Raw genomic sequence first — 26,969 nt, forward strand, 5'->3', positions numbered from 1 at the left:
CTACCTATCCTTCCTGTTTTTATTGCGGATTTTTTGCAGTCTCACTCGCTCATTTTGTCTGACATATGAAGGACGCCTCCATCTCTTTTTAAATGGCACTCTCACAATTTTGTTTCCAGTCCCATTATCCATACTTTGTTTGACAAAGGGCGTCAGATATGGGACTCCAAAGCTGAGAAGTCCTGCCAGATGTGATACTGTCAGATATACTCCGATCACAATTCCAAAAATCCCCAGATATCCTCCCAAAAACAAAAAGAAGTATTTAAGCATCCGAAATGCTGAGGCAAATTCTTCATTTGGGATTGCCAGAGAACCAAGTGCAGTTATTGCCACAACCATGACCACGATCGGGCTAACAAGATTCGCTTCCACAGCAGCGGATCCCACGATCAGTCCTCCCACAATTCCCATAGCATTCCCCAGTGCTCCCGGAATCCGCACACCTGCCTCCCGAATCAGTTCAAAAGATAATTCCAGCAAAACAAGCTCCGCAATGCTGGAAAATGGTACACCTTCTCTTGCCTGGGCAAAGGACAGAAGCATGTTCGTGGGAAGAATCTGCGTATGAAACCGGATCACCGCAAGATAAAGCCCCGGCAGCAACGTAGCTGCTGCCATTGCCACATAGCGCAGTATTCGAAGAAACGATGCCATTTCAAATCGGTTATACCAGTCCTCACTACTTTCCATAAAACTGTGAAAAACACCTGGTAAAATAAGCGCTGACGGAGAATTATCACAAAGAAGCACTGCTTTTCCATTTAAAATTTCCTGCGCCGCCCGATCCGGTCTTTCCGTAGTCTGATACTGTGGAAATGGGGAAAACCAGGAATCCTCCGTCAGCTGTTCCAGCATTCCGCTGTCCAGAATTCCATCAATTCGAAACTCTCCAAGCCGCTCTTTCACCTGCTCCAGAAATTCCTCCTGCACCAGATCTTTCATGTACACCATCTGTACCAGTGTATGTGATCTCTCCCCAATATAAAATTCCACTACCTTTAATCTGGTATCCCGTAGCCGCTTCCGGATCAGTGCCGAATTTATTTTCACAGAATCAGAGAAGCCTTCCCTGGAACCTCGCAGAACCTTCTCCATCTCCACTTCTGTTACCCCCATGCTTGGATAACCGGCACTGGAAATTTTCATAGCCTGGTCAAATCCGTCCATAAAGAAAACCGCGTTTCCGGCAAGCAGCCCTGCAAACACCTGCTCCATGTCAGTCAGCTTCTTTACATCCGCAATTCCCAGACTGTTATACTCCACAAATTCCTGCATCTCCCCAGGCGAAATCTCCCAGAAATGCCCAACCATTTTCCAATGGCAGAGTCCTCCAGCATCATATTGGAAGTCGCTACCTCAATATAGACCATCAGACAGTCAACCTTCCGCTCATCCCCCAGCCGCATCTTCCGGATCTGAATATCTCCACAATCTGCCAGACGTTCTCTTATATACCGTTCATTTGCTCGAATATCCTTTGAAATCATAACAATATTATCATTTTTATCCAACGCTGCTCCTCTTTTCCATTTTCAGGCAACAAAAAAAGACACTGGTTATCTCTCCCAGTATCTCCCATAAAAACAATTATATTCATTTTCTCTCAACTTCCCAAAAAGAGGAACGCGGGCAGGATGTGCCCGCTCCGCTCCCAGAAAACCACTCAGTTTACTCTTCTGCCCGAATCGCCTGAATAATTCCCATCCGCTGATTTTCCAGATGTTCAAAAGACAGCTCCTGTGCCGCTTTCACGTCCCGTTCCTTAATCGCCCTGGTAATTTTCTCATGCTCTTTCACCAGACGGTTTCTGGACTCATCCTCTTTCAAATATTCTACACGATATCTGTAGATCTGCTCGCGAAGATTATTCAGAACCTGCATCAGTCTTTTATTATCAGCAGCTTCATAAATTACCTCATGGAAATTCACATCCGCCTCAGCCATCTTTACCAGGTCGCCTTCCGCCGTACTGGTCTGGAAAACCTCAGCCGCCTGCTCCAGCTTCCGGATATCCGCATCTGTCATATTAGCACAGGCCTTCTCAATGGCCATATTTTCCAGAGTGATCCTGACCTCCAGAACGTCATTCAGATCCTTCTCTGTAATATTGGCAACCTGGGCTCCACGTCTCGGGATCATCACAACCAGCCCTTCCAGTTCCAGCTTACGCATGGCCTCCCGGATAGGAGTTCTGCTCACCCCAAGCTTCTCCGCAAGGGCAATCTCCATAAGTCTTTCGCCCGGCTTCAGTTCTCCCTTCAGGATTGCCTGACGCAATGTGTTAAAAACGACCTCCCTAAGTGGAAGATACTCATCCATATGCACTGTAAAATCACTTGTCATTTGTATTTTCCTCCGCTAAAAAACATCTGTGGCAAAAACAGTCTTCGCAAGTCTGCTCTCCCTGAGAACAGCTGCTGCCCGATCCATTTTCTCCTTATCATCAAAAATGCCAAATACAGTAGGACCACTTCCGCTCATCATGGCCTTACGTGCTCCGTTGCTCTCCATCAGATCTTTGATTTCCTGGATCACAGGATATTTGCTGATAATTCCCGGTTCAAATACATTTCCCATTCTGGAAATCATTCCATCAAGATCACCATTTCTGACAGCTGTCACCATACCATCGATATCCGGATGAACCACAACAGGATCGTCCAGTTTCAGGTTCTCATAAGCAGTCTTGGTTGAAACATTTACTCCTGGTTTTCCCACCAGAACATAGCAGTAAGGTACTCTGGGAAGTCTGGTCAGCTTCTCCCCGATTCCCTCTGCAAGAGCAGTTCCGCGCATCACACAATAAGGAACATCCGCTCCAACCTTCACAGCACGCTTCATCAGCTCTTCCTCAGAAAGTCCCAGTCCAAACAGGCGGTTCACTCCAACAAAAGCAGCTGCCGCATCAGAGCTTCCACCAGCCATGCCGGCTGCTACCGGGATAAACTTCTCCAGATTCATGGTAAGCCCCTCTTTTATATCAAACTCATCCATTAACATTTTCGCCGCTTTATATACAAGATTCCGCTCGTCAGTAGGAACGTAAGGAATGTTCGTGGTAAGGACAATTCCCGGCTCCTTTTTTTTCTCAATTTCAAGCACGTCATACATCTGTATGGTCTGCATGATCATACGGACTTCGTGATATCCGTCATCACGTTTTCCAACCACGTCAAGTCCCAGATTTATCTTTGCAAGTGCACGTAAACGCATAATTTCCTCCGCTTGTAGCTGCCGCTCACATAAAACCTCTGGCAGGCTCTAAGAGCAGCAGTTTCTTTGTACTTTGTATACAATTTTATCAATGCTTTTATTGTAAAATATTTTTGTATTTTTTTCAATACATTTATGCGAGGAAATTTCTCATTCTATATATATCGTTACTGTCCACAACGTGACCAGAGCATGTTTGAAAAGGTTTTCTCCAAATATATGCAGTAAACAGAAAGCAACCTTACCCTTCCACCTTCTTCACCAACAGCAGCGGCATTCCAGGCACAACTCTGTCCTCTTCCAGTTCATTCAGCTCACAGATTTCCTCCACTGTAGTATAAAATCTTTTCGCAATATCCCACATAGAATCCCCATTTTTCACCACATACACCGTGATTCCCGGCATTGCCTGGATTTTCTCCATATCAAGGGGACGCTCCTCCACTTTGCTTATGATCATCCGGTTTTCACACTGAAGCACCAGCACATTGAGACTGATCACAGCCTTCACCTCAATCTCATTGCTGTCGATCATAGACGTTGACAGCTGTTCCAGATCTGCCTGCAGAAAAAAGATACTGTCCTCATTGACCCCGTTTGCCTCAATTATATGGGAAAAAGGGATCATCCCATCAACGGAATAGAATGGCATTTCATCATTTCCTGTAATATACAGGATTTTCATAAATACAATTCCATCGGCCTGGATTCCATTTTCTACAATTTTCGTTTTCTCAACCTTTACACGTCCCTGGCTGTGACAGATCTGCAGGATTTTCCCCTGGCTTTCCTTCAGTTCAATACGGTCAGATATGCGGCATTTGGAGTCATTCCGTACCAGGAGGCTTTCCAGACACATCTCTTTTCCCTGAGGAATGCATTCTTTCAAAGGCGAGTACACATCCAGAATCAGGTCATGCTCTTCTTCGCGGTAAAGCTTCATGTCCAGTTCCAGCACCGTGTCTACACTCATTACCCGTTCTTCCCCATCGGAATCCGGTTTTACTTCAATGCTCTGATGCATAACGGAAAAGCCAATATTTGGAATCATCTCTCCCATACAACCAGTACACTCCACTTCCGTATTAAACGGAAGCACATACTCTGCCCACTGAAGCGGATTTTCCTCATCTTCTCCCGAATACAGGACAAAAACTGACAGCTCCCCTCTTGCCTTCACCACATTATCCTCTGGACGCAGATCCATTCCACGGACATCGATGGTATACCACAAAAGCTGTTCAATGTTCGGTTTATTGGACACTAAAGTCACTTCATCCTTAATCCGCATAGTGTCCTTTTTATGTACCATAAGACTCATTAAACGGACTTTCTTCCTTTTTACTGAAATTCCCTCCTCACTGATTTCCACCGGAAGCTGAATCCCTGCCATTTCATCTACCACTGCATAAAAGGTGACAATTGCTTTTATGTTTAGTTTTCGGGAATGAATCATGTGCACGCTGAGATCCTCAATCTCCCACTTCAGGCACATTTTATCCCCACTTGCAATCCCTTCCAGGTTCAAAGTCTCATCAAAAGGCAGTTTTGCCCCCAGACTGCTCACTTTCTGGTTTTCTTCCCCCACATAGAGAATATCCACGTTCAGGTTTCCGCTGATAAATGCCTTTCCTTCGCTAAGACGCACTTCATCCATGGAAACGTCACCCTTGTTCTGGATCAGTCGGCCCACATCCGGCTTTGCATCTGGTACATTATAATCTGTATCAAACGTTACCTGGCTGGCTGCACGGCTTTTTATCTGAAGCATCTGCACACTTTCTTTTCTTAATTCCACGATTTTCCACTCCTTTTTTCACCAGACTGCTATATTGCATCATTTTCGCTTTTTTCAGTAAAGCGTTCAAAAATCACAGGTTCTTTTCGGTATTCCGTCTTCACCACGATGTAAGGATAGGAAGGCGGACTGATCGTTATTTTCTCGTCTGATGGCCCCAGCAGCATTGTCCGGAAAAAAACAGCCTGGGAAGTCCACCCCAGTTCTTCCACGGAAATACTGTAACCTCCGCTCATTTGCTCCCCGTATCCTTTTACAAGAAACAGGTCTTTTTCACATTGATAGGTCAGTTGAAATTCATTCTTCTTTTTCTCCTGTATCAGGGCAGCCAGTTCTGCCGGTATCTCTTCATTTTTTACAATGGAATACTCCAGAGGCTTCCGCGGCTCTTCCTCAATGCGGATAAAATTGCATCCACTGATCAAAAGCAGTGACCACAAAATTACTCCCAGAAGAACTGCTTTTGTTTTTTTCATTCTGCCACCTCAGATGTCTCGTTGCTGTTCATCTGATGCTCAGCCTTTAAACACAGCAAACAGCAATCTCCATTTATTTTATTGTATGAGGAATAAAAAAGATTTATTGCAAGAATTTTTCAAATTACATATAATAGACATAAACAATATGCCAAAACATGCTTCCTACGCATGAGGCACAGATCAAAGAAAGGAAAATCATATGATTCGTTTTATTTTATGCGTGATCGTAGTGGTTGGATTCCTGATTTTATCCATTCCCATTCTCTTTGTAGAATGGATCATCGGCAAATTCAATCCTATGGCAAAGGAAATCAGCTCTCTTCGGATCGTTCAGGCAGTATTTCGTTTTATCCTGTGGATATCCGGTGTGAAGCTGACTGTTATCGGAGAGGAAAATGTACCAACTGATGTGCCGGTTCTTTATATCGGAAATCACAGAAGCTTTTTTGATGTACCGATCACTTATCCACGCTGCCCCATCCGTACCGGCTATATCGCAAAAAAAGAGATGGAAAAGGTTCCTCTGCTTTCTACCTGGATGAAACGTCTTCACTGCCTGTTTCTTGACCGTAATGACCTGAAGCAGGGACTGAAAACCATTCTCACTGCTATTGAGAAAGTGAAATCCGGCATTTCCATCTGCATTTTCCCAGAGGGTACACGAAACAAAAATGAAGATGAACTGGACATGCTTCCATTCCATGAGGGCAGCTTCAAAATTGCCGCAAAGACAAACTGTCCGATCATCCCGATGGCGATCAGCGGCTCCGCTGATATCTGGGAAAACCATTTTCCAAGAGTTAAGAAAACCCACGTTATCCTGGAATATGGCAAACCAATCTACATAGACCAGCTGGAAAAAGAGGACAAAAAACATCTGGGTGCTTATACACAGAATATCATTCATGAAATGCTGGTAAAAAATAAAGCGCAGTTATAATGCGTCAGCTTCCAACTAGAGCGTGTTTGAAAAAGGCTTTCTGCAAGATGTGCGTCACAATTTGTGGGAGATTTTGTCCGGATGAGGGCGTCGTAGCGGGCTACGACAACCGAATCCGGGCAAAATATACCGCAAAGTGGGGCGTGCAGATTGCAGGAATGCTTTTTCAAACACGCTCTAGCAGAACAGACCTTCAGGCTGTCCTGCTTGTTATTTTCAGAACCCTCCGGAAAAATCATTCCTGCTTTTTTCCCAGCTGTTTTCTCCTTACTTCCTTCGGCGATTCCCCATAAGCCTCCTTGAATTTTCGCAAAAAACCTTTGTAATTGGTAATCCCGTTTTTATCCAGAAGAAATGTTATATTTTTATCTGTCTCCAGAAGATCTGTGTGGAAATGCTCCATGCGGATCTGATTTACATAAGCCAGGAAGGTCTGTCCTGTATATTTGCGAAAAAGACGACAGAAATGCTCTGGTGTAATGGACAAAAGCCCTGCAGCATCGGCAAGGGAAATTCTTTCCCCATAATGTTCCCGGACAAATTCCATGCATAACTTCATCCGCTCCAAGTCTCGCAGAGTGCCGTGAGCGGTTTCTGTATCTTCCTCACTCCTGATTCCTTCTGTATAAAGAAAATAAAGTAAACGGTAAACAGCAGAAAGCACCAGAAGATGATAGCCTTCTTTTTTTTCTTCATAAAAGCCTGCAATTTTCCGAAATACGTCTCTCAACTGATCATACAGATCATCAGCCCGATTTGTAAACTTTCGATTCTCCCTCATCTCCACAAGTCCCTTTCCCTGCACATTCTCCAGTTGTTCTCCCTGAACACATGCGTCAGCTGATTTCGACCTTATAAGCTCCTGAAATTTCAGTCCCTTCCACTTTGCAGAAATTCTTTCCAGATGAACCGGCGGGATCTGTAAAAGATAATACCTGGCATCCTCATGCGTGTAGGTATAATGGATATCATTGGAATTTACCAGAAAAATATCCCCTTTTTCCAACTCATAACTCACATCATTAATAGATGCTGTAATCTCGCCGCCAAGCACATAAATAATTTCCAAATGCTCATGCCAGTGCGCCGGTAACAATTCATCCCAGGTATTTACATATGTAAAATGAATTTTCCCCAAATGATCATCCAGCACGTTTTCATATTCTGCTCTCATAGTATGCCTCACCTTCTTTTTTCACTCAAATTTCCCGACTTCCATAATACGCAACACTTATGCTGCAGGTTTAAAATCAAAATACAACATTTATGCTACAGGTTCAAAATCAAAATATACCATTTATTCTTTATGATAATATATAATATTTCATCTATAATATCAAGAAAGACCTATAAAAGAAGCAATAAACCATCTAGTACACCACCGCTTTTTCCAGTACAATAGCAATATCAAGGCAACTACACGAAAAAAACTTTCTAATTATAAATTTATCTACAGGAGGACATCCCACAATGAACAAATGGACCAGAGTTAAATTCCAGCCAAACCTTCCCCTTAAGGAAAGCGGCCGTGTTACCGCAAGCAAAGAACATATCCTTCTTTCCAAAGAAGCCGCCAAGGAAGGTATGGTTCTTTTAAAAAATGAGAAAAATCTGCTTCCTCTTGTTGAGGGCACACGCATCGCCCTTTTCGGTAAGGGCAGCTTCGACTATGTAAAAGGCGGCGGCGGAAGCGGTGATGTTATGGTTTCTTATGTACACAACCTTTACGACGGGCTGAAAATGCAGGAAGGCGCCGTTCAGATCTATGAGCCATTATCCGCATTTTACCGCACCGATATCCAGCACCAGTATGAAAAGGGTGCCGCACCAGGAATGACGGTAGAGCCAGAGCTTTCCCCAGAACTTGCTGACGGCGCAAAAGCATTTGCTGACGTTGCTGTTGTTGTGATCAGCCGTTTCTCCGGCGAAGGCTGGGACCGTTCCAGTATTGAATGCAACAACGAATTTAATCCATGGGATACGGAAACCACCATGCCGAAAATTTCCGGCGAAATTTTCCCGGATGGCGACTTCTATCTCACTGCCCGTGAGAAAGAAATGCTTTCCATGGTAAAAGAACGCTTCGATGATATCGTGGTAGTTCTCAACATCGGCGGAATCATGGATCTTTCCTGGATAAAAAATGACGACCGGATTTCCTCCGCTCTTCTTGGATGGCAAGGAGGCATGGAAGGCGGACTTGCCATGGCGGAGCTTCTCACCGGCAAAGGAAATCCTTCCGGTAAGCTGGCTGACACTTTTGCCGCAGACGTAAATGATTATCCATCCACTGCCAACTTCCATGAGTCTTTTGATTATGTAAACTATACGGAAGATATTTATGTAGGCTACCGCTATTTTGAAACTCTTCCAGGGGCACAAAAAAAAGTAATCTATCCATTTGGATATGGACTTTCCTACACCACCTTTGGCCTGGACACCATCGCTATGTGGGAAACAGAGGATCAGATTTTCGCTGAGGTTCAGGTAACCAACACCGGTAACCTGGCTGGAAAAGAAGTTGTCCAGATTTATTTCGAAGCTCCACAGGGACTTCTGAAGAAACCAGCCCGCCAGCTTGCCGCTTTTGCAAAAACCCGTCTTCTTCAGCCAGGCGAGACACAGCAGATCCGCCTTTCCTTTGCAAAGGCTGACATGGCTTCCTACGATGACCTTGGAAAAATCAAGAAATCCGCATATATTCTGGAAAAAGGTACTTATAAGTTCTATATTGGAACTTCTGTGCGCGACACCAAGGAGAGCATCCTAACAATGGAACTGGCTGAAAATGTAATCACAAAGCAGCTGACAGCTCATCTTGTTCCAACCAGCCTGAAAGAGCGTATGCTCTCTGACGGCAGTTTTGAGGAGCTTCCACAGTCTGCATGCAATGACATGAACGAATGCGTATTTGAGAAAATGGAGCCGGGCACTGAGGAAGGTATTACCCCTGCAGTCCGCTGCTGTGCACGTGGCACACTTTTCGACAACTTTGGCAGAAAGCAGTTTATTGATGTAGCAGAAGGCAGGCTTTCCCTGGATGATTTTATGGCACAGTTAAGCGATGACGATCTGATTCATCTTCTTGGAGGACAGCCAAACGTAGGTGTTTCCAATACCTTCGGTTTTGGAAATCTTCCGGATTACGGCGTTCCATCCATTATGACAGCAGACGGTCCAGCCGGACTTCGTATCAGCGGGGAATGCAGCATGAACACAACAGCATGGCCTTGCGCGACACTTCTTGCATGCACCTGGAACCCGGCTCTTGTTCAGCAGGTTGGACAGGCTGGTGCCGAAGAAGTGAAGGAGAACAATCTTGCTGTATGGCTTACCCCAGCAGTAAATATCCACAGAAATCCTCTTTGCGGAAGAAACTTCGAGTACTATTCCGAGGATCCGCTGATTGCCGGAAAGATGGGCGCAGCTATGGTAAAAGGTATCCAGTCCCAGCACATTGCAGCTTCTGTGAAGCATTTCGCAGCAAATAACAAAGAGACCAACAGAAAGCACAGCGATTCCCGTGTTTCCGAGCGTGCACTTCGTGAGATCTATCTGAAAGGTTTCGAGATCATTGTAAAAGAGGCACAGCCATGGACCATCATGTCCTCCTACAATGCAATCAATGGTCACCGCGCTTCTGAGAATCGCGAGCTTCTGGAAGATGTTCTCCGCGGCGAGTGGGGCTTCAAGGGCATGGTTACAACTGACTGGTGGACAAGAGCTGAACATTACAAAGAAATCAAGGCCGGAAATGACGTAAAAATGGGAACCGGTTTCCCCGAGCGTGTAAAAAAGGCCATGGAAATGGGACAGCTTGGCCGCCCGGAATTAGAGCACTGTGCAGGACGGGTGCTGGAGCTGATTCTGAAGATTGACTAATAAAGTGTAATCTCATATTTCACAATAATAAATTTTTGCAACTTATAATTAATTGCAGTTGGCCAATTTGCAAGCGAAGGATACTTCTTATCCGCAGACAGGAAAGTGGACGCGAGCACAAGTAAAACAATTGAATTTTAGTTATAAAGAAACCCATGGCAATTTTATTTCTGTTGCCATGGGCTTCTTATTTAGGCTCTGGAGCGTGTTTGAAAATACAATCCGAATTATTAATATTATATTTTATTTTCTCTCTGACAGATACATGTGCAGCCAGGGCACCGGCGATGTAATCTTATGAAAATTTTCTCTTGCAATTTCCCTCTTTTCCCCATTCTCCCCAAGAATCAACAGGCGATCTGCCATTGCCAGAGAATCCGATAAATTCAAAGATAAGATCACCACCGAAATCCCCTTATCCAGGAACTTTTCCAACATACTCCAGATAAACATCCTGTGAGCAAGGTCAGCGCCGCAGAAAGGCTGAATACAAAACAGAATCTCCGGTTTCTGCAAAAGTACTCTTGTATACACCAGCTGATACTTCTGCTTTTCACTCAGTTCCTCCACCGGCATTTCAAAAACGTCTGACCCTAATATGGGACTGTATTCATTCCGAATACTTTTCTGAAGACGTTTGTTGTGCCAGATTGAAGGAACTTTCTCTGTCAGACAAATACAGAGATTATTCATATAATCCAGTTCGGGAAAAATCATGGTTTTTGTAGTACGTTCCTGGATTACTGCAATCCTGCAATTTCCCGGAATCTCTGTCTGCTTCCCATTCAACAGGAGTTCTCCACTTTCCGGTAAAATATCTCCGGTCAGAATCTTCCGCAGCTCCTCCATTCCCCTGGCATCCATAATCTGTACGGCCAGGCATTCTCCTTTATGCACATCAAAGGAAAAATTGCAGGCAGCATCCTCTCCGTAGCCCTTCCACTGAAAAACAACCGGTGCAGCCTGCTTCCCTTCCCTTTTTTCCGTATGATAACGGACCATGTCGTTATATTCCGTCATGTAAGTTACGGACGGATCATTGAACAGCTCCTCTCTTTCCAGAATCTTCTGGATTCTTCCATTGGTAAACAGCGCACATCTGTCACAGATACTGGAAATCTCCTCCAGATGAGAACAGATATAAAGAAAAGAAAACCCTTTTTCCACATAATGACGGATAATTCCATGAAGCTTTTTCAACTCATCATCACTGACAAGAGCTCCAACTTCATCCAGCACGATCAGATGATATCCCATAATCACAGCCCGGAGCAATTCTACAATGATCCGCTCAAAAGTGGAAAGCTTCTCCACATCTTTATTAAGTGGAATGTCCATTCCGATATCTTCAAAAAAGGGCTTCATCTGCCGGTTCAGGATCTTTGTGCGGATCACCCACTGGCGAAAGCCGGGCGCAGTACAAAAATATTATCTGCAATATTTAAATTCCCTGCCAAAGAACTTTTCTCCTGGATAATGCTGATCCGGTTTGCAGCCTTATAATGTTCTTTCCAGGTATTTACCTTTTCCCCACCGTAATAAATGTAACCGTCATAGAGGGGAAGATTCCGCTCCAGAAGTTTCAGAAGAGCTGTTTTCCCATGACTGTTAACAGGCAGAAATCCCATAACCTCCCCCTGAAAGATCTGAAGGTTGAAGTCCTTCAGCTTCACAACCTCATCCTCTTTATACGTCACACGCTCCATTCTGAGAACTTCATTTCTCATACCAGCACACTCCTGTTTTTCACCTGTCTGTCGTCAGTAAGTATAGGGATGGTGATCTCCACATCTGTCCCTTCTCCTGGTACAGAATAAACGTGCATTCCATATTCATCCCCAAAGATCAAATGGATTCTGTTATTCACATTCACCAGAGCGATTCCGCCTTGTTTTTCTTCATTGTCGTGAAAAGCCTTGGTTGACTTGCCCAGTTTCTGGTTCAGCTTTGCTAAGGTCAGCTCGTCCATTCCCACCCCATCGTCTGAAATACGGATGAGCAGGCGATTCTTTGTACACTGAAAACGGATATAGAGATTTCCACCTCCAACCTTCAGCTCCACGCCATGAATAATGCTGTTTTCCAGAATCGGCTGCAACGTCAGTTTGGGAATTCTGCAATTCATGATCTTTTCATACTCTGCAATATCATAATCAATATGAAGCTGCAGCCGGTCCCCGAAACGATATTTCTGAATTCCGAAATAAGTCTCACAGTTATCCAGTTCTTCCTCCACAGAAACCAGATTCTCCACCTTGGTAATGGTGTAACGGAAAAATCTTGCCAGGCTTCTGTCATATCTGCAATGCTGTCCAGACCTGCAATAATGGCTTCTCCACGGATGCTTTCCAGTGTATTGTAAAGGAAGTGGGGATTGATCTGATTCTGCAAAGCCAGGTACTGGGCCTGTCTTTTGTTCAGATCCATATATTGGGGAGAACGCACAATGCGGTCTACCATTTTCATCTGCTTCTGGATGCTTGGAGTCAGGTTCAAGAGCTCCATATCTTCTTTTTCTGAAAAAATATAACCCTCCAGAAAACGATCCATCATTTTTTCACAGCGCATGTAAGGACGGTGGATCCAGAGCCAGAATACAGTTGGAAACAAAATTGCAAATATTGTTATAATTATGGCTATCCACCAGGGTGTTTCTCCTTTATATGCCAATAACAGCTGAATTACCGCCAGAATAATAAAACTCCCGAAGACTACCGTTCCCAGGACAAGCGCACGGTTGGATATGTATTTCAGTTTTTCTTTATATTTCATATTTGATTTATCCATACAATTTTCTATATGTAGAGGGTTTCACCCCTGCCGCTTTCTCAAAGGTATGTGTGAAATGTTTCGGGTCGTTATATCCTACCCTCTTGCAGATTTCTGTTACTGGAAGATTGGATTCCCGAAGGAGTAGCTTGGCCTGTTCCATTCTCACGTTGATCAGATATTTTGCAAAACCTTCTCCTTCTGTCTTCTTGAATAAGACACTGAAATAAGCAGTGCTAAGTCCCACCATCTCGCTGACTTCCTCTAAGGTCAGAGGATCACTGAAATGGTTCTGGATATATTCCTTTGCCTTGCGAACCGGGCGAATGGTATCATTTTCATAGCGTTCAGCCTGCTCCTGGATATATTTTTGCTGGAAATCCCTAAGACATGAAAAAATTTCCTCTATTTTTCCACATTTATCACACTGTTTACGGAATTCCTCCACTGTAGCAGTGCGCTCTGGAATCCGAATACTTGCTGCAAAAATATCAGCTGCTGCATACACCAGTTCGAAAATCTCGCTGCCCCGGATTTCTTTCGCCTTATTTACCGTATCCTGCAAATCATCTACTGCTTCTGCTGCATTCTGAATGCTGGAGATTTCTACAGCATGAGTAATATCACGAAGATACTTTTTCAGCAGCTCACTCTCCTGAATTTCTGAAGCTTTTCCCATACAGTCGAGAACCCGTCCATCCCCTTTTACCAGTCTTTCCTGGATCAGTTTTCGGGCTTCCTGCATAGAGTCTGCCAAATGCTCTGCCTCTTTGTATACTGCTCCAACTGCCATGGAAAAGCTTACATGCTGAAACATATTTTTCTGGATTTCCATCTGGGTAAGGCTGCTCTTCATGCTCCGGCGGATGGATTCCTTCTCACTTTCCGGGTAGTTAAGAATGCCGTAGCAGTAATCATCACGAATCAGAAGAATTAATTCGCGGCTGTCTTTTTTCAGATTTCGTTCCAGGACCTCACGTACTTTTTCCATAAGGATCTCACTGGAAGTGGAGCTGATCTCTCGTGCGCCAGCCAGACCTGTTGTTCCATCCATCCTGCCGCCAGAAATAATCTTTCTTCCATAATCCACTTTTACGCAAAACGCCTGGTACACTCCCTGTCTTGCTTTCAGATGATAAATGCTCGTCAGTGTGTCCTGTGAAACCGGCATATCCGGCTGATCCAGCAGCCTGTCGATCAGATTTGCCCGTAAATGGTCATCATCCCTTTTCGCCTTATTTACAAGCTCCTGATGATTCAGTTCCGACTCCTTGCGCTCCCCGATCTTTTTCTGCAATTTCTGCAGGGTAGCAGTCAGTTCCCCCTTGTTTACCGGCTTCAGAAGATAATGTCCCACACCGTAACTGATAGCCTGCTGTGCATACTCGAAATGGGCGTAACCACTGATTATGATTACTTCCAAAGCGGAATCCAGCTCCTTCACCCTTTTTACCAGCTCCAGGCCACTGCAGCCTGGCATGCGGATATCTGTGATCAGAATATCTGGCTGTGTCTGCCGTACCATTTCGCAGGCTTCTTCTCCGTTGTGGGCGACTCCCACCACCTTCATTCCCATAGAATCCCAGTCGATCAGTGCCTGGATCAGCTGGCAGATCCGCACCTCATCATCTGCAATTACTACCTTTAAAATCTCCATGTTCTCCGTCCCCATTACATAATTACTGTGAAGAAATTTCCCCATTTTTTTTAGAAACTCTCTCCACTTTTTCTTACTTCTAATGATAATCCATTTCAGCATTTTAAGCAAGAAAACCGCCGGAAAAACCGACGGTTTCTTGCTCCTTATAATTACTGTCCCAGCCGTCATCATATCCATGACGTTCCATGAACAATATTCCTTTTATTTCAGATTATTTATCAGAATCCTTTGTGATCACAGATACACCTGTATCTGTAACTTCTCCGCCGAGCTCCTCGCCGTTGATTGCTTTTACAGCTGCTTTTACGCCTTCAGATCCCATAACATCCGGGTTCTGAGCCATTGTGCAAAGAAGATATCCGTCGTCGATCAGATTCAGGATCGCGTCAGATTTATCAAAACCAACACCGATGATGTCAGCGTTTCCAGCTGCTTTGATGGCATTTCCGGCACCAGTTGTGGAACCTTCGTTACATCCAAAGATACCAACAACGCCCTGTGTAATGTAGTTCTCTGCGATACTCTGGGATTTTGCAGCATCACCTTCGCCGTACTGGGTTTCCATGATTTCGAAGTCTGTGCCGTCAAATGCTGCGCGGAAGCCTTCCTCACGGTTTACGCAGGAATCAGTAGCTGCGTTTACATTAATGACACCGATTTTTCCGGATGTAATACCAGCATCCTCAAGAGCCTTCTTCATCTCTTCTCCTGCTGTTGTTCCAGCTGCTTTGTTGTCTGTGGAGAAAGTAGCTTCTGCCTCGACATTTGCAGGGGAGTCAACATATACGATCTTAATTCCCTGGTCTTTTGCTTCCTGAAGTGCGGAAGAAATAGCGTCTGGTCCATTTGCAGCAACCATGATCGCGTCATAGCCGCCTGCTACTGCGTTGTTTACACACTCGATCTGCTGGGCATCATCCTTTGTGTTCGGGGACATAAAGTCAACTGTTACACCAAGCTCTTTAGCCTCTTCCTGAGCACCTTCGTTCAGGGTGATCCAGTGCTGATCAATAGAATCCATTGTAATCAGCGCAATTTTCTCTTCGCCTGTAGCCTTAACATCATCTGATGCATAAACAGTAGCTGCTCCAAGGGAAGCGATCATAGATACTGCACATACCATAGCTAAAAGTTTTCTTTTCATTGTAAAAATCCTCCTAAAAATTATTTTTTATAACTACCCGCCTTCTCCATTTGCGGTTTAGTTTCATGAAATTATTTTGCATTTCCCATATTCAGTTGTCGATTTCATTTTCCTGTGAAAAATACTGTTTTCTTGCGGTTATTTTTTTCTGTGTTTGCCAAACTGTCCGTTTCTTACAACTACATCCAGCAATACGGCTGCAACTACGATCACGCCGATTACAACTCGCTGGATACCAACCTGTGCACCGATCATGTTCAGACCATTTTCCAGTGTCTGCCAGACAGCTGCACCTGCGAAGGTTCCAAGAAGGATTCCAGTTCCTCCAAGTGGGGAAACGCCACCGATTACGCCGGCTGCTACGCCGTACATCTCGTACATGTTTCCAGCTTCCATATTTCCCATACCAGCCTGTGCGCAAAGGATAAGTCCAACTACACAGGAGCATACGGAACTTACCAGATAAGTCTTTACTGTGGTGGAAACTACGTTTACACCAGAAAGCTTTGCTGCGTCCACATTAGAACCGATTGCGTAAATATGACGGCCTGTACGTGTCTTGGATAAGATAAAGAAAAATATAACAAAAATAACAAGTGCGATCCAGAATGTGTTATAAATGCCAAGTGTTTTACCGTAATAAAAACAATTTTGGAATGCATCAGCCGTTTCTTTTCCAACACCTGTTGCAATGGCATCTGTGTTTCTGTTTCCGTTTACCATGTAGGCAATTCCTCGTGCTACGAACATGGTTCCAAGCGTTGCAATAAATGGAGGAAGTTTAAACTTTCCAACCAGATATCCGTTTACTACACCAACTACCAGACAGGCAATAAGTGCGATCACAATTGCAAGGAATGGTGCCATTCCTGTTGTCATTAAGGTGGCTGCGATCATGGCGCTCATTCCGACCATGGATCCGATTGACAGGTCAATGTTTCCAGTGATCAGTACGTAACTTTGTGCAATACCGATCAGCAGGTACTTGGACATGGAACGCAGCAGGTTCAACATATTCTGTCCTGAAAAAACCGCCGGGTTAATGATACCAAATGCGATATAAATAATGATCAGCCCCACAAATGCGGTAAGTGCTGCCCCCATTCCCCTGATTCCCAATAATTTCTTTAAGGGGCGTTGCTGTTTACTATTCATTTTTACTTCCTCCCTCAGTTTCCTTAATACTCTTGTTTTCAAAGGATGTTGCCATTGTAAGGATCTCGTCCTGGGTGGCTTCCCTTGCTGAAACCTCACCGGTGATACGTCCGTCACACATTACGATGATACGGTCTGCAATTCCCATGACCTCCGGCATTTCAGAGGATACAAACATAACTGCAATTCCCTGTTTTTTCAGCTCATTCATCAGATTGTAAATTTCTACCTTTGCACCAACATCAATTCCTCTTGTTGGCTCATCGAAGATAACAACCCGTGAATCTCTTGCAAGCCATTTTCCAACAACTACTTTCTGCTGGTTTCCACCAGAAAGATTGCCAGAATCAATTTCTACGTTCGGTGTTTTGATCCGGAGATCCTTCACTGCTTTTTCGCAAAGAGCATCTTCTTTTCCTGAGTTTATCACACCTATCTTATTGCATACAAGGTCAAGATTTGGCAGTGCCAGGTTCTGGCGAATACTCAGTTTCGTACACAGACCGTCTTTTTTACGATCCTCAGGAGCAAGTACAACACCGTTTCGGATAGCATCCATTGGACAGTTGACTTCAATTTTTTTACCATCCACATAAAACTCTCCGCTGTCTTTCGGATCAACACCGAAGATGGCTCTTGTAGTCTCCGTTCTTCCGGCTCCCATCAGTCCCGCAAATCCTACAATCTCACCTTCATATAAAGAGAAGTTGATATCGCGGACCATTTTTCCGGCATTAAGATTTTTCACTTCAAAAACCTTCTTGCCTTTCCTGCATTCCACTCTCGGGAATTTTTCTTTGATTTCACGGCCTACCATATTTTTGATAATGTAGTCCATGTCCATATCTTTGAAATTACCGTCTGTTATGTATTGTCCATCTCGCATGATGGTAACTCTGTCCACGATATGGGACAGTTCTTCCAGTCTGTGTGAAATATATACAATTCCTCTTCCTTCGTCCCTCAGCTTTCGGATGATACGGAAAAGATCATCAATTTCTTTTGCTGTCAGAGAGGATGTAGGCTCGTCCATGATCAGGATCCTTGCATTGATGGAAAGTGCTTTTGCAATTTCAACCATCTGCTGTTTGGATACTGGCAGATCTCCTACGATCTGATCCGGACTGATGTCGATTCGAAGATCGTCCAGAACCTTCTTGGCTTCTTTCCGCATCTTCGCATTATTTAAGGATAAACCACCTTTTACTTCTCTTCCAAGGAACATGTTCTCCGTTACTGTTAAGTGCCTGCACATGTTCAATTCCTGATGGATAATGGCTACTCCTGCTTCCTGGGCCTGCTTTGGTGTCAGGTCGTCATAGGATTTTCCGAAGATTTCCATCGTTCCTTCATCTCTGGTATATACACCGCTGAGGATTTTCATCAGGGTTGATTTTCCGGCTCCATTTTCCCCAAGCAGCGCCATGACTTCTCCAGAACGCAACTCAAACTTTACATGATCCAGGGCCTTTACGCCCGGGAAGCTTTTGCTGATATTGTTCATGGAGACAATGACCTCATTCATTCCATTCCCTCCTCATTTATTTGTTTTTGCTTTCCTTTGTTGATATTATCTTAACTCATACGATGGGGTTGGGATAGAGGGGGAGAGTTTGGGTTTATGGGGGTTTTTTTAATGTATGAAGTGTATGTGTGTAAAAAACAGGATCCTGTTTTCATGCAGGATCCTGTTTTTTGTGAATATGAATATGTGTAATACCTCCGATTATTTTCGGATGGAATCAACCAGTTTTCGTGCTTCTGCTGTCAGGTCTCTGATCTTGTCAAATTCTCCGTTTTTTACAAGCTCTCCTTTTACCATCCAGCTTCCGCCGCAGCATATAATTTTGTCGAAAGAAAGATAATCTTCCAGATTTTTTGCATTGATACCGCCAGTGGGCATAAACTTAATTCCCACATAAGGTGCGGCCATAGCCTTGATCATGGCAACTCCGCCTGCCGGTTCTGCAGGGAAAAATTTTACAACTTTAAGGCCTCTTTTTACTGCCTGTGCGACCTCAGACGGTGTGATGCAGCCTGGAAAAACAGGAATTTCTTTTTCCAGACAGTAATCTACGATCTCCGGATCAAATCCAGGGCTTACAATAAACTTCGCACCGGCTGCAACAGCTGCATCTACCTGCTCTCTGGTAAGAACGGTTCCTGCTCCTACAAGCATCTCCGGAAACTGTTCTGTCATCAGACGGATAGATTCTTCTGCTGCCTCTGTACGGAAAGTTACCTCTGCACATGGAAGTCCACCTTCAACAAGTGCCTTTGCAAGGGGTACTGCATCTTTTGTATCTTCCAGCACAACTACCGGAACAACACCAAGCTTCTGAAACTTTTCTGCTATATCCATCATTTGAATTTCCTTTCGTTATCTTTTTATATCAAAATTCATTTCCATCACATGTCTGATCAAGGAAACATCATCTGTAATATTTCCGTCACCATGAATGGTATGCTTCACTGCACTGGCTGCAACACCAAAGTTCACAATATCCTCCGGTGTATATTCATTCATCAGTGCATAAATAATACCGCTTACAAATGCATCTCCACCTCCAACACGGTCAAGAATATGGAAGGTAAGCCGTTTGCTTTCATAAATCTTTCCGTTTAACCAGAGATAAGCCATAAGGCTGTTCTCACTGCAGCTGTGTGCAAAACGCACATGTCTTGCAATGCATTTGATATTCGGATATCTCTCTGCAAAGGCCCTGAAGACTTTTTTCTGCTGTTCACGGTCCGGCTGGAAGGGAACACCATCCTTTACATCACCTGCTGTATGATCTTCTTCATTTTTCCAGATATGGTAAGGCTCAATTCCAAAGAGAACATCTACGTATGGAAGGCAGAGGGTACAGAAATCTCTTGCTTCCTCCCAGTTCCACAATGTACTTCTGAAATTTCCGTCAAAGCTGACGGTCATGCCATTCTCCTTTGCTGTTTTCAGGCAGGTCAGGATCAGTTCACTGCAGCTTTTTCCAAGTGCCGGAGTGATTCCGCTCAGATGAAGCCAGGTGTATCCTTCCAGAAGTTTCTTCACATCTGTTTTGCTGAAATCATACTCTGAAAAAGCACTGTGTTTTCTGTCATAAACGACTTTACTCGGGCGGATTCCGTAACCCGTCTCCAGATAATAGGTTCCAAGCCGATGTGTCGGTGTCTCTTCTTCTGTTGAATAAACTACGCTGTCGCAATTTACGTCATTGCTTCGCAGCATACGTACAGCACTTTTTCCAAGACTGTTTCCCGGAACTACTGTAAAGAATGAGGCATCTACTCCAAGATTTGCAAGGGAGAGGGCCACATTGGCCTCACTTCCCCCATATCTTGCCTCAAAAGATGTTGCTGTTCTGATTTTTTCATAATCCGGCGGAGTCAGGCGAAGCATGATCTCGCCAATGGTAATAAATTTATGCTTCATAATCAATACTCCAGATAAGCTCCCTTCATTGGACTTGCAGCATGCTGGCTGAAAAGTCTCAGGACACCTTTTTTGTATTTCATTTCACGTGGTTTCCAGTTTTTACGTCTTTCTGCAAGAATCTGGTCAATTTCCTCCATAGACTTACGTTCTCCTGCAATTCCGATGATGTTTAGTTTTCTTTTCATAACATCGATTTCGATAAGATCGCCTTCTTCCACAAGTGCGATCGGGCCGCCATCAACAGCCTCCGGGCTGCAGTGTCCGATAACCGGACCGGTAGATGCACCGGAGAAACGTCCGTCTGTGATCAGGGCAATGCTCTTTCCAAGTTCCTTATCACTGCTGATTGCCTCAGAAGTATAGAACATTTCCGGCATTCCGCTTCCCTTTGGTCCCTCGTAACGGATGAAGACTGCATCACCCTTCTGAACCTTATGTTTCAGAACTGCATCCAGACATTCTTCTTCGCTGTCAAATGGTCTTGCGCGGAGAACAGATTTAAACATTTCCTTCGGGCATGCAGTGTGTTTGATCACGGCACCTTCCGGAGCAAGGTTTCCACGAAGGACTGCAATGCTTCCATCTGTTCCGATTGCTTTGTCATATGGACGGATGATGTCTTCCTTCGTAACATTTACATTGTAACGTTTGTTAAACTCCTGAAGCCATTTATCACATTTTTCATAGAATCCGTTGTTCTTCAGTTCTTCCAGGTTTTCTCCTAATGTCTTTCCTGTAACAGTCATGACATCCAGGTGAAGATGCTCTTTGATCTCTTCCATGATTGCCGGTACACCACCTGCATAATAGAAGCACTCTGCAGGCCAGCGACCTGCCGGACGTACATCCAGAAGATATCTTGCATTTCTGTGCAGCTTGTCAAATGTATCACCAGTGATCTCAATGCCAAATTCATGAGCGATTGCCGGAATATGAAGCAGGCAGTTGGTGCTTCCTGAAATTGCAGCATGGACAAGGATTGCATTCTCAAAGCTGTTCATAGTTACAATGTCAGAAGGACGCATGTTTTCCATCTGAGCAATTCTCACTGCCTGTCTTCCTGCCTCTCTTGCAAAGTCAAGAAGGTCAGGGCTGGTTGCAGGCATCAGGGCTGTGCCTGGAAGTGCAAGTCCTAGTGCCTCTGCCATAATCTGCATGGTAGATGCAGTTCCGATAAAGGAACATGCGCCACAGCTTGGACACGCATTGCATTTTGCCCAGTCAAGCTTCTCTTCATCAATTTCGCCACGCTCAAATTTTGCGCTGTACATTCCAAGCTGCTCCAGGGTCAGCATTTCCGGTCCGGCATTCATGGTTCCACCTGGAACAAATACGGAAGGAATGTTTACTCTGGCAAGTCCCATCAGATTTCCCGGAACACCTTTGTCACAGCTTGAAAGGTATACACCTGCGTCAAAAGGAGTAGCATTTGCATGGATCTCGATCATATTGGCGATCATCTCACGGCTGGCCAGACTGTAGTTGATTCCATCTGTTCCCTGGCTTTCACCGTCGCAGATATCGGTACAGTTATAACGTGCTCCGAAACCGCCTTCTTCTGCGATTCCTTTGCGGACTTCTTCTACAAGGATATTCAAATGTCCGCTTCCCGGATGGCTGTCACCATAGGTGCTTTCAACCATAACCTGGACTTTTCCAAGATCTTCTTTTGTCCAGCCTGTTCCAATGCGCAGCGGATCAAGCTCCGGTGCAAGTTTCTCATTTCCTGACTTTTTAACTGCATGATTTTTTCCTCCATTTTTTATTCTCTGATAAGCTTTAAACTTTCCAGTGTTTTCCTGAGTTTCTCTTCGTCCTCTTCTTCTGCTCCAAGTTCTACATCATCAAATGTGGGAAGACTGAACACCCCCAGCATTGATTTCGCATCTACAATATATCTTCCACAGATCAGATCTACATTTTTCTCACATCCTGATGCAGCCTGCACCAGATGCTTGGCATCACACATATCTCTTAAATAAACCGGTATCTTTATCATTGCGTCCTGCCTCCTATGCAAAGATTGAAACAATAAAGCTTACAATAAGTGCCGTAACACCGATCAGTGTCTCCATGATCGTCCAGGATTTCAGGGTTGTCTTTTCGTCGATCTCAAGGAATGAGGTTACCAGCCAGAAGCCTGCATCATTCACATGGCTCAGTGCAGTTGCGCCGCCACAGATTGCACAGCACATAGCAGCTCTGTAAAGCATGCTGGTATCCATTACAGCCGGCATGGTTGCCATAATTCCGGATGCCATTGTCATCGCTACAATTGAACTTCCTACAGAAGCTCTGACCAGAAGTGCAATGAGAAATGCGATCAGGATCAATGGAAGCCCACTCTTCTCCAGCACCGGTCCGATAATATTTCCAAGGCCGGAATCCTGAAGCATCCATCGGATCACTCCACCGCTGGCAATGACCAGAAGAATCATACCTACCGGTCTGAGTGAATGATCCAGGATTTTCTTTAACTGGGCTCCTGTAAATCCTCGTTTGATTCCAAGGAAGTACATAGATGCCAGCGTTGCAATGGTTAATGCAAGGAATGGTTTTCCTATGAATCCCAGAACATCCTTTACTCCTTCCGGAAGCGGCATATACTTGGATAACGTGCTGAGAAGAATCAGAACCAGTGGAATCAGTATCACCCCTAAGACCAGTCCAAAGGGCGGAAGGTCTTTTCCATCGTCTTTAATCTCTTCCACATTTGCCGGAAGCTCTGTGTAAATCTTATTGCCAACAAAGCTTCCCCAGAAAATTCCGGAAACCATCATACAGATCAGCGCTGTCGGAACTCCTACCATGATCATGGTTCCCAGATTCACGCCAAGTGCATTTGCCACAAGTACCGAGCCAGCAGACGGCGGAACAAAAGCATAGCCACTTGCCAGACCGGAAAGAAGGGGAATCGCATAATACAGGGTGGATTTTCTGGTCTGTTTCGCAACGCTGAACACCAATGGGATCAGCACCACAACACCAGCTTCAAAAAATACGGTGGTACCAATTACAAGTCCTGTAAGTCCAAGTGCCCAGCCGGCTTTTTTCTGACCGAATTTACCGATCAATGTCTCTGCGATTCTCTGAGCTCCTCCGCTTACCTCCAGGATTCCACCAAACATGGAACCCAGGCCTACCAGAAGCGCAATTCCCTGTAGTGTCTTTCCAACACCTTTTTCTACCGTGTCCGAGATCATCGTAAGCGGCATTCCTGCTCCCGCTCCAATGATGATTGCGGAAATCATCATTGACAGAACCGGATGAAGCTTAAATTTGATGATCAGTACCAGCAGAATCACAATTCCCACCGCCGCCGCGATCATCAGTCTCATTGGATCTGCCGCAAAAGTTGTTTCTTCCATTTTTCCTTTTACCTCCTTGATTCATCTGATGTCTTACAATCTTTCAATGAATTCATCTGACCTTTTCTGTGGCTTTTACGTAATTTTCCCTTTAGTTGCTGTCTTTTTCCTTTGAATTCATCTGATGTATTTATAGTATATTCTATTCTCCAAAAACGCAATACGGAATTTTATCTAAAATTTTGTATTTATTTTTGTGCAATTTAGCATTTTGACATTGATTTCAAAAAACATTATCATAAGATACAGGAATTATCACATCAGAAATGGAGCAAATCATATGATGAATTTGTTATCAGAAGAAAAAAGTCTTCCTCAAAAAATATCAGAGGACATTATTGCACTTATTTTAGAAGAACACTTACAGCCAGGAGATAAATTACCGAATGAAACTATTCTCTCAGAACGTCTGAATGCAGGAAGAAGTTCTGTCCGGGAAGCCATGAAGCTTCTCGCATCCCGAAATATTGTTACAATCCGACAGGGTTCTGGTACCTATATTGCTTCTTCCCCCGGAATGGTGGATGACCCACTAGGCTTTACCTTTATCGGCAATAAGCAAAAGCTGATCAATGACCTTCTGGAAGTGCGCTTCCTCCTTGAGCCCCCTATTGCTGCAATGGCAGCCACACGTGCCGATAAAAAAGACATAAAAAAAATCACCGCGCTTTGCGATGAAGTAGAAGACTTATTAAAAAAACATGAAGACCATACACAAAAGGATATAGATTTTCATGCAGCCATTGCTTTGAGCAGCAAAAACGTTGTGGTTCCAAGACTGGTTCCTGTGATTAACAGCTCAATCCCTCTGTTTGTAGAGACCACCAGAGGTACACTGCTGGAAGAAACCATCGAGACCCACCGTGAGATTGCGGATGCCATTGCCGCTCATGACCCGCTCCGCGCACAGGATGCCATGTATCTGCATCTGGTTTATAACCGTAAGAGAATTCAGATGATTGGAAAGTGAAACCAGAGAGCCAGAGCGTGTTTGAAAAAGGCTTTCTGCAAGATGTGCGTCACAATTTGTGGGCGATTCGCCCGGATGCAATTACACGTTTATATTGCCAGGTAGCCTTTATTACAAGGCTACCTGCAATATCTCTCTAAAAACACAGCTGCACCATCTTCATCGCAGTCTGATGTTATCTCATCTGCTGCACACTTTACACTTTCTTTCGCATTTCCCATTGCAACTGCCATATGAACCTGTTCGAACATTTCCAGATCGTTCTCAGATCATTATAATTTACATATTTGAAAGAATTGCGTAGCATATGGATCACACATCTCTGCCTGCGGATAAACTGCCTGAATAGCTTCTTTAAAACCCGGAAGACCATCCACGCAGAAGAAAAGGACATCTTTTACTCCGCGGTTCTTAAGATCATTAAGCATCCCAAGCCAGAACTTGCTGGTTTCATTTGCGCCTACTGTGATGCTGAGGATATCTTTGTATCCCTCCACTGTAACGCCAAGAACTACCTACGCAGCACGACTCAGGATCCTGCCATCCTCACGTACTTTATAATGAATACAGTCCATAAAGACAAACGGATAAACCGGGTTCAGAGGACGGGACTGCCATTCCTTAACCTGAGGAAGTATTTTGTCTGTGATCTTGCTGACCGTTTCAGCTGATAGCTCAATTCCATAAAGATCCTGGAGCTGGTCGTGGATGTCACGTGTACTCATACCACGGGCATATAAAGATATCACTTTTTCCTCAATCCTGGAAATATCTCTCTGGTATTTAGGGATGAGTTTTGGTTCAAACTCACCGTTACGGTATCTTGGTACGTCGATTTGAAATTCACCGTATTGACTCTTTAAGTTTTTTGTAGAATGACCATTTCTTTTATTGTCTGTCTGTAGATCTCCCTTATGGTTTTTCTCGTAGCCAAGAGTTGCATCCAGTTCTGCCTCCATCAGCTCCTGCAGGATATCCTTGAAACGGTCTTTCAGAAGCGTGTATATATCTGCAACGCTATTAATGTTGTTTTCTGAGATGATCTGTCGAATTTGTTCTTTTGCAACTGCCATAAAAAATACAAACTATTTTACACTACCTGAGACTTTGATTAGTGCGACAGCTCTTTTTTAAAATCATATTCCAACATCGCTTCTGAATTATCCATCATTTTATTCAGAGTTCCTCATTCTGGAAGCTTCACATTATTCTTTTCCTGACATAACATTGCCAAATAACACTGTATTCTTAATTAACAACACCAGGTTCAATAAACCCCTCCCCCAGTACCTCATTTGAATCCATAATGACAACAAAAGCTTCAGGATCTATCAACAATACATTTTTTCGAATAATATACAATTCTTTATTATTACAAGCACAAAGCACTATTTTCTTATGATTATGTGTATAACTGCCTTCCGCCCAAAGAAATGTTGCCCCTCTTCCTACTTTTTGTGCAATCATCTGAGCAATTTGCTCTGGATAATGCGAAATAATCATCGTCATTTTTCCTGCTGAAAATCCATTCATTACTTTATCTATAACTACCGATATTAAGAAAGTAATTAAAATTCCAAACAAAAGACTGTCTGCACTTTTTGACACTAGGCATACTCCCAAAATAATAACTGACGAATCAAGAATCAATGTTAATGAACCTAAAGAAAGATGGGGAAATTTTTTTCGCACAAGCATAATCATAAAATCAGTCCCACCGCTTGATGCATTTCTTGTATACATTAGAGCATAACCAATTCCTGATAAAGTCGCTGTACACAAAACTGCCAGAAGCGTTTCTCCAGTATATCTTGGAAACAATGGTGCAATATAATCTGTAAAAAAAGCAACACTTGCAATACACAGTATAGACTTTTCCAAAAATTCCCGTCCTAGTATTTTCCATGAAATAAGAGCCATCGGTATATTTAAGCAAACCACAGTCATACCTATAGGAATCCCAAATAAATGATAACCTATCAACCCTATCCCAGTAAACCCAACCATAGGAAAAGAAAATGCCGATGCAAAATTATATGTTGCAATACCAATCAGAAAACCAGAAAGTAAAAAAATCCCCAGATCCTCTAATTTTTTTTTAACCTTTTTCTCTAATTTCATTACAAGCCTCCACGTATTCTAAAAGAGCCGG

Annotated in this window: 27 protein-coding genes and 1 pseudogene; 4 read left to right on the forward strand and 24 right to left on the reverse strand. The window is 43.9% G+C overall.

The features are described 5' to 3' along the window. From DW904_RS00335 to DW904_RS00355, 6 genes are all read right to left on the reverse strand, one after another. A complete protein-coding gene (locus tag DW904_RS00335) occupies positions 1 to 1,266 on the reverse strand; it encodes a spore germination protein (protein ID WP_347561968.1) in 1,266 nt (421 codons plus the stop codon). Continuing rightward, on the reverse strand, positions 1,233 to 1,514 hold the full coding sequence (locus DW904_RS24765; RefSeq protein ID WP_347561969.1) for a hypothetical protein: 282 nt from the start codon (positions 1,512 to 1,514) through the stop codon (positions 1,233 to 1,235). Before DW904_RS24765 ends, DW904_RS00335 begins: the two co-directional genes overlap by 34 nt. 157 nt (positions 1,515 to 1,671) lie before the next feature. Continuing rightward, on the reverse strand, positions 1,672 to 2,346 hold the full coding sequence (locus DW904_RS00340; RefSeq protein ID WP_118577596.1) for a GntR family transcriptional regulator: 675 nt from the start codon (positions 2,344 to 2,346) through the stop codon (positions 1,672 to 1,674). A 15-nt stretch (positions 2,347 to 2,361) separates the two neighbouring features. Next, positions 2,362 to 3,216 carry a 4-(cytidine 5'-diphospho)-2-C-methyl-D-erythritol kinase gene (gene ispE, locus DW904_RS00345; RefSeq protein ID WP_118577597.1) on the reverse strand — a complete coding sequence of 285 codons (855 nt, stop codon included), beginning with the start codon at positions 3,214 to 3,216 and terminating at the stop codon, positions 2,362 to 2,364. 241 nt (positions 3,217 to 3,457) lie between these two features. Next, a complete protein-coding gene (locus tag DW904_RS00350) occupies positions 3,458 to 5,014 on the reverse strand; it encodes an SPOCS domain-containing protein (protein WP_118577598.1) in 1,557 nt (518 codons plus the stop codon). A 29-nt stretch (positions 5,015 to 5,043) separates the two neighbouring features. Beyond that, positions 5,044 to 5,490, reverse strand: a complete 447-nt coding sequence (locus DW904_RS00355; protein ID WP_118577599.1) for a protease complex subunit PrcB family protein — start codon at positions 5,488 to 5,490, stop codon at positions 5,044 to 5,046. Between the two features lie 202 nt (positions 5,491 to 5,692). On the opposite strand from DW904_RS00355, the gene DW904_RS00360 reads away from it, so the two are divergent. Further along, a complete protein-coding gene (locus tag DW904_RS00360; protein WP_118577600.1) occupies positions 5,693 to 6,433 on the forward strand; it encodes a lysophospholipid acyltransferase family protein in 741 nt (246 codons plus the stop codon). Here DW904_RS00360 and DW904_RS24770 read toward each other — a convergent pair. Continuing rightward, positions 6,397 to 6,582, reverse strand: a complete 186-nt coding sequence (locus DW904_RS24770) for a DUF6783 domain-containing protein (RefSeq protein WP_334298310.1) — start codon at positions 6,580 to 6,582, stop codon at positions 6,397 to 6,399. The two genes, DW904_RS00360 and DW904_RS24770, sit on opposite strands and share 37 nt — an antisense overlap. Here DW904_RS24770 and DW904_RS24775 point away from each other — a divergent pair. Then, positions 6,493 to 6,726 carry a DUF6783 domain-containing protein gene (locus DW904_RS24775; protein WP_308768458.1) on the forward strand — a complete coding sequence of 78 codons (234 nt, stop codon included), beginning with the start codon at positions 6,493 to 6,495 and terminating at the stop codon, positions 6,724 to 6,726. The genes DW904_RS24770 and DW904_RS24775 overlap by 90 nt on opposite strands. Here DW904_RS24775 and DW904_RS00370 read toward each other — a convergent pair. Then, positions 6,669 to 7,607 carry an AraC family transcriptional regulator gene (locus tag DW904_RS00370; protein ID WP_118577601.1) on the reverse strand — a complete coding sequence of 313 codons (939 nt, stop codon included), beginning with the start codon at positions 7,605 to 7,607 and terminating at the stop codon, positions 6,669 to 6,671. The two genes, DW904_RS24775 and DW904_RS00370, sit on opposite strands and share 58 nt — an antisense overlap. A 296-nt stretch (positions 7,608 to 7,903) precedes the next feature. Between DW904_RS00370 and DW904_RS00375 the strand changes: the two genes are divergently transcribed. Next, the gene (locus tag DW904_RS00375) at positions 7,904 to 10,315 is read left to right on the forward strand and encodes a glycoside hydrolase family 3 protein (protein WP_118577602.1); all 2,412 of its coding nucleotides are present in this window, start codon (positions 7,904 to 7,906) and stop codon (positions 10,313 to 10,315) included. A 243-nt stretch (positions 10,316 to 10,558) separates the two neighbouring features. Here DW904_RS00375 and DW904_RS00380 read toward each other — a convergent pair whose 3' ends face one another. The 13 genes from DW904_RS00380 to DW904_RS00435 all read right to left on the reverse strand — a co-directional run bounded on the left by DW904_RS00380 (position 10,559) and on the right by DW904_RS00435 (position 23,847). Then, positions 10,559 to 11,710, reverse strand: a complete 1,152-nt coding sequence (locus DW904_RS00380) for a sugar ABC transporter ATP-binding protein (RefSeq protein ID WP_118577603.1) — start codon at positions 11,708 to 11,710, stop codon at positions 10,559 to 10,561. Continuing rightward, on the reverse strand, positions 11,707 to 12,042 hold the full coding sequence (locus tag DW904_RS00385; protein WP_118577604.1) for an ATP-binding cassette domain-containing protein: 336 nt from the start codon (positions 12,040 to 12,042) through the stop codon (positions 11,707 to 11,709). Before DW904_RS00385 ends, DW904_RS00380 begins: the two co-directional genes overlap by 4 nt. Further along, the gene (locus DW904_RS24780) at positions 12,039 to 12,551 is read right to left on the reverse strand and encodes an ATP-binding protein (RefSeq protein ID WP_347561970.1); all 513 of its coding nucleotides are present in this window, start codon (positions 12,549 to 12,551) and stop codon (positions 12,039 to 12,041) included. Before DW904_RS24780 ends, DW904_RS00385 begins: the two co-directional genes overlap by 4 nt. Then, positions 12,437 to 13,087, reverse strand: coding sequence for a histidine kinase (locus DW904_RS24785; RefSeq protein WP_347561971.1), 651 nt, complete (start codon positions 13,085 to 13,087; stop codon positions 12,437 to 12,439). Before DW904_RS24785 ends, DW904_RS24780 begins: the two co-directional genes overlap by 115 nt. Before the next feature lie 7 nt (positions 13,088 to 13,094). Then, entirely contained in the window at positions 13,095 to 14,741 is a 1,647-nt protein-coding gene (locus tag DW904_RS00395) for a response regulator (RefSeq protein ID WP_187565234.1), read from the reverse strand. A 214-nt stretch (positions 14,742 to 14,955) separates the two neighbouring features. Beyond that, complete coding sequence (locus tag DW904_RS00400; RefSeq protein WP_118577606.1) at positions 14,956 to 15,888, reverse strand: ABC transporter substrate-binding protein; 933 nt, start codon at positions 15,886 to 15,888, stop codon at positions 14,956 to 14,958. A 138-nt stretch (positions 15,889 to 16,026) separates the two neighbouring features. Next, positions 16,027 to 17,043 carry an ABC transporter permease gene (locus DW904_RS00405; RefSeq protein ID WP_118577607.1) on the reverse strand — a complete coding sequence of 339 codons (1,017 nt, stop codon included), beginning with the start codon at positions 17,041 to 17,043 and terminating at the stop codon, positions 16,027 to 16,029. Continuing rightward, on the reverse strand, positions 17,036 to 18,568 hold the full coding sequence (locus DW904_RS00410) for a sugar ABC transporter ATP-binding protein (RefSeq protein ID WP_118577608.1): 1,533 nt from the start codon (positions 18,566 to 18,568) through the stop codon (positions 17,036 to 17,038). Before DW904_RS00410 ends, DW904_RS00405 begins: the two co-directional genes overlap by 8 nt. A 201-nt stretch (positions 18,569 to 18,769) precedes the next feature. Continuing rightward, a complete protein-coding gene (locus DW904_RS00415; RefSeq protein WP_118577609.1) occupies positions 18,770 to 19,408 on the reverse strand; it encodes a bifunctional 4-hydroxy-2-oxoglutarate aldolase/2-dehydro-3-deoxy-phosphogluconate aldolase in 639 nt (212 codons plus the stop codon). Positions 19,409 to 19,423: 15 nt separating this feature from the next. Continuing rightward, positions 19,424 to 20,476: a sugar kinase gene (locus DW904_RS00420; protein ID WP_118577610.1), complete on the reverse strand. Its 1,053-nt coding sequence runs from the start codon at positions 20,474 to 20,476 to the stop codon at positions 19,424 to 19,426. A 2-nt stretch (positions 20,477 to 20,478) separates the two neighbouring features. After that, positions 20,479 to 22,245 carry a dihydroxy-acid dehydratase gene (ilvD, locus tag DW904_RS00425; RefSeq protein WP_118577611.1) on the reverse strand — a complete coding sequence of 589 codons (1,767 nt, stop codon included), beginning with the start codon at positions 22,243 to 22,245 and terminating at the stop codon, positions 20,479 to 20,481. Further along, entirely contained in the window at positions 22,242 to 22,478 is a 237-nt protein-coding gene (locus tag DW904_RS00430; protein WP_118577612.1) for an HPr family phosphocarrier protein, read from the reverse strand. The genes ilvD and DW904_RS00430 overlap by 4 nt, the downstream gene beginning before the upstream one ends. A 13-nt stretch (positions 22,479 to 22,491) precedes the next feature. Beyond that, positions 22,492 to 23,847, reverse strand: coding sequence for a gluconate:H+ symporter (locus tag DW904_RS00435; RefSeq protein ID WP_118577613.1), 1,356 nt, complete (start codon positions 23,845 to 23,847; stop codon positions 22,492 to 22,494). A gap of 280 nt (positions 23,848 to 24,127) precedes the next feature. On the opposite strand from DW904_RS00435, the gene DW904_RS00440 reads away from it, so the two are divergent. After that, a complete protein-coding gene (locus DW904_RS00440; RefSeq protein WP_118577614.1) occupies positions 24,128 to 24,817 on the forward strand; it encodes a FadR/GntR family transcriptional regulator in 690 nt (229 codons plus the stop codon). A gap of 119 nt (positions 24,818 to 24,936) precedes the next feature. On the opposite strand, the gene DW904_RS00445 is transcribed toward DW904_RS00440, so the two are convergent. From DW904_RS00445 to DW904_RS00455, 3 genes and pseudogenes are all read right to left on the reverse strand, one after another. After that, positions 24,937 to 25,068: an HAD hydrolase family protein gene (locus DW904_RS00445; RefSeq protein ID WP_118577615.1), complete on the reverse strand. Its 132-nt coding sequence runs from the start codon at positions 25,066 to 25,068 to the stop codon at positions 24,937 to 24,939. A gap of 11 nt (positions 25,069 to 25,079) precedes the next feature. Beyond that, positions 25,080 to 25,890 (reverse strand): annotated as a pseudogene (locus DW904_RS00450) (IS256 family transposase); the annotation flags it as partial. Positions 25,891 to 26,065: 175 nt separating this feature from the next. Then, positions 26,066 to 26,938: a YitT family protein gene (locus DW904_RS00455; protein ID WP_118577616.1), complete on the reverse strand. Its 873-nt coding sequence runs from the start codon at positions 26,936 to 26,938 to the stop codon at positions 26,066 to 26,068. Positions 26,939 to 26,969 lie beyond the last annotated feature (31 nt).

The sequence above is a fragment of the Ruminococcus sp. AM42-11 genome (assembly GCF_003480145.1).
GTDB lineage: Bacteria > Bacillota > Clostridia > Lachnospirales > Lachnospiraceae > Blautia_A > Blautia_A faecis.